At 73.9% G+C, this 3,141-nt stretch carries 4 protein-coding genes; 2 read left to right on the forward strand and 2 right to left on the reverse strand.

Annotated features, from left to right (window positions below):
* Positions 1-154 precede the first annotated feature (154 nt).
* Entirely contained in the window at positions 155-631 is a 477-nt protein-coding gene (locus SACPADRAFT_RS0214170) for an Rv3235 family protein (protein ID WP_007027050.1), read from the reverse strand.
* Positions 632-818: 187 nt separating this feature from the next.
* Here SACPADRAFT_RS0214170 and SACPADRAFT_RS0214175 point away from each other — a divergent pair, with 187 nt between their 5' ends.
* Entirely contained in the window at positions 819-1,217 is a 399-nt protein-coding gene (locus SACPADRAFT_RS0214175; protein WP_028662461.1) for an HAD-IA family hydrolase, read from the forward strand.
* Between the two features lie 35 nt (positions 1,218-1,252).
* On the opposite strand, the gene SACPADRAFT_RS0214180 is transcribed toward SACPADRAFT_RS0214175, so the two are convergent.
* Positions 1,253-2,002 (reverse strand): TrmH family RNA methyltransferase, encoded by a 750-nt coding sequence (locus tag SACPADRAFT_RS0214180; protein ID WP_051442466.1) that lies wholly within the window; start codon positions 2,000-2,002, stop codon positions 1,253-1,255.
* Between the two features lie 156 nt (positions 2,003-2,158).
* On the opposite strand from SACPADRAFT_RS0214180, the gene SACPADRAFT_RS0214185 reads away from it, so the two are divergent.
* The coding region (locus SACPADRAFT_RS0214185) for a wax ester/triacylglycerol synthase family O-acyltransferase (RefSeq protein WP_007027053.1) at positions 2,159-3,141 on the forward strand (983 nt) is incomplete at its 3' end.

Consider the following 3,141-nt stretch of genomic DNA (forward strand, 5'->3'; position numbering starts at 1 on the left):
TGACGGCACGGCCGGGGCCGAGGAGAGCGCGGGCAACGGCGGGCAGGCCGGCGGCTCCGGGGGTGGCGGCTCGCGACGGGAGCGCCGCGCCGCCGCCCGCGAACAGGCGAAGAAGAACAAGAAGGGCGCGCGTCGCTGATCCCGGCATGCGCCGTCAGCCCGGTTCGAGCACGCTGAACGACACGCACAGCCAGCCGTGCACCCCGTGCTCGAACCGGGCCGTCACCGCGCAGGCCCGGGTCGGGGCGGTGGCGGTGCCGCACAGCTCCAGCGCCTCTTCGGCCGGGCGGCAGACGTGGATGTTCCGCAGGACGTAGCGCGGCCGGTCGTTGCCCGGCACGGTGGCCCGCAGACGTCGGTACAGCGGCGGGTCCAGCCAGTCCGTCAGTTGGGCGAGCGGACGCCGTCCGGTGTAGGCCTCGAGCAGCCCGGTCAGCACCCGGTGCAGGAGCCGACGTCCCGGGGGAGTGACCGAGCTGCGACGTCGCTCCTCCTCGTACCGTTCGACGAGGAGTTCGTCGAGGGTGAGCTGACCGTCCGCGACCGAAGGTGGGTCCGGCGGGTCGTCGATGTGCCCGGGTTCGTACGGCTTCAGCGGAACGACCCCGCTGTCCGGTGAGAACGGGTGCATGAGCGGTCCCCTCCCTCGTCGCCTCTGCTCGGTGGCGGCGGCCCCCTCGACCGCCTCCACCGGTAGAGAGGGTTACCGACCGGTTTTCGGATCCGCAGGCCGCCTGAAGAGGTGAAATACTCCGCTCCCGGGCGGCGCACACCGGGCTGCGGTGCTATTCGCGTGGGTCCTCGGCTACGGTGACCGGATGCTGCGCGGACTCGTGCTGGATCACGCGGGCGTGCTGACCGATCCGGAAGCCGGACCGCTGTTGCGTGCGGTCGACCGTGCCCGTGCGGGCGGCGTGCGTGCGGCGGTGCTGTCCAACGCGGCGGGCGGGGGTGACGTCCGCGCGCGCCTGTCCGGCCGATTCGACACCCTGGTGTTCTCGGGGGAGGTCGGCGCCGCGAAACCGGACCCGGAGATCTACCACCTGACGGCCCGCCGTCTCGGCCTCACCGCGGCCGAGTGCGTGCTGGTGGACGACTCGCCCCGGTATGTCGCGGGTGCCGTGGCGGCCGGGATGGTCGGTGTCCGGCACGTGTCGGTGGCGCAGACCCTGACGGAACTCGCCGCCCTGTTCCCGGAGGAACCCGCCTTCTGCTGAGGCAGGGACTCGCTGCGGTGCGGACTGACGCCGGTTCAGCGGGTCCGAGCGCGGCGGACCAGGTCGAAGCAGACGACCGCCGCGGCCGAGGAGACGTTGAGCGATTCGACGTCACCCGGCATGGGGATCGACACCCAGCCCGCGACGAGATCGGCCACGTCGGCGCCGACCCCCTGCGTCTCGCCGCCGAGCACGAACGCCGTCCGGGCGGGCAGTTCGCAGGTGAACAGCGACTCCACCCCCACCCCCGGGTCGGTGTCCGGCCGGGCACCGAGGGCGTACACGGCGTAGCCCGACTCGGTGAGCTGTTCGACGGCCTCCGCCGCGGTCGCGCAGCGCAGCACGGGCGCCCGGAAGGCCACCCCGGCCGAGGCCTTCACCACCAGCGGGTCCAGCGCGGCCACACCCCGGTGCGGCACCACGACGCCACCGAGGCCCGCGGCGGTCGCCGTCCGGAGGATCATCCCCACGTTCGCGGACGTGGTGACGCCGTCGAGCACGAGCACCGGGGCCGGGGGAGTGGGCGAGTCCAGCGCCGCCGCCAGCGGCCGCATCCGGGGCGCCACGACGTCGGCCAGCACACCCTGGTCCTGTTTCCCGTTGCCCGCGAGCACCTTCACCCGGTGGGCGTCGGCGCGTCGGACCGGGACACCGCGCGCACCGGCCGCGCGTTCGATCTCGGCCACCGCCGGCCCACGCGCGGTGTCCGCCAAGATCACTTTGTCGACATCGAGGGTGCGGTCGCCCAGGACCTCCAGCACGGGCTTGCGCCCGTAGACGGTCAGGAACCGGTCCTTGGGCGATCCGGCGCCCGTTCCGTGCGTGGCGTCCCCACCCTGTGCTGCGCTGCCGCCCCGGGCGCGTGTACCTGCCACACCGTCAGTTTCCCACCCGCCCGGCTCGTCGCGGCGGCGGCCGCCCGGATCTGTCAGGATCGGATCATGACCGACCGTCTCTCCGCGCTGGACGCCTCGTTCCTGTACGCGGAGCGGCCCGCCACCCCGCTGCACGTGGGCGGCATCGCGATCGTCGAGCGGCCGGAGACGGGGTTCGACTACGGCCAGCTGCTGTCCCTGGTCGGCCGCAGGCTGGCGTACCTGCCGCGCTACCGCAGGCGGGTGCGGCCGGTCCCGGGGCATCTGTCCCGGCCGGTGTGGGTGGACGACGTCGACTTCGACCTGAACTATCACGTGCGCCGCTCGGCGCTGCCCGAGCCGGGGACCCACCGGCAGCTGTTCGAGCTGGTGGCCCGGCTGTTGGCGCGGCCGCTCGACGTCGAGCGGCCGCTGTGGGAGCTGTACATGGTCGAGGGGCTGGCCGGGAACCGGGTGGCGCTGGTGACCAAGACGCACCAGTCGATGGTGGACGGCATCGGATCGCTCGATCTGGGACAGTTGCTGCTCGACGACGAGCCCACCGAACCCGGACCCGCCGAGGAGTTCTGGACCGCGCGGCCCCGCCCGGGGCGGGTGCGTCTGGTGACCGACGCCGTCGCCGACACGGTGCGCCGCCCCGCGGAGATGGTGGAGAACGTCCGGACGGCCGTACGGGACGTCGCCAGTACCGCCGACCGGATGCTCGGTGCGGTGGAGGAGGTGGCCTCGGCGGTGCACTCGGTGCTCCGCCCCGCGGCCCCGAGCCCGCTCAACGCGCAGGTGAGCCGCGGCAGGGTGTTCGCCGGGGTACGCACGGACCTCGAGGACCTCCGCCGGGTCCGGCGGCGGCACGGGGGCACCGTGAACGACGTGGTCCTCGCCGTCGTCACGGGGGCGTTGCGGGAGTGGCTGGCGCGCCGCGGGATGCCGCTGAGCCAGACGTCGACCGTGCGGGCGCTGGTCCCCCGCGCCGTGCGCGACGGGGACACCGTCGGCGGCTCCCCGGAGGGGCCGCTGGACAACCGGGTCGAACCCGCGCTGGTCGAACT

It is taken from the genome of Saccharomonospora iraqiensis subsp. paurometabolica YIM 90007, from assembly GCF_000231035.2.
Lineage (GTDB): Bacteria > Actinomycetota > Actinomycetes > Mycobacteriales > Pseudonocardiaceae > Saccharomonospora > Saccharomonospora paurometabolica.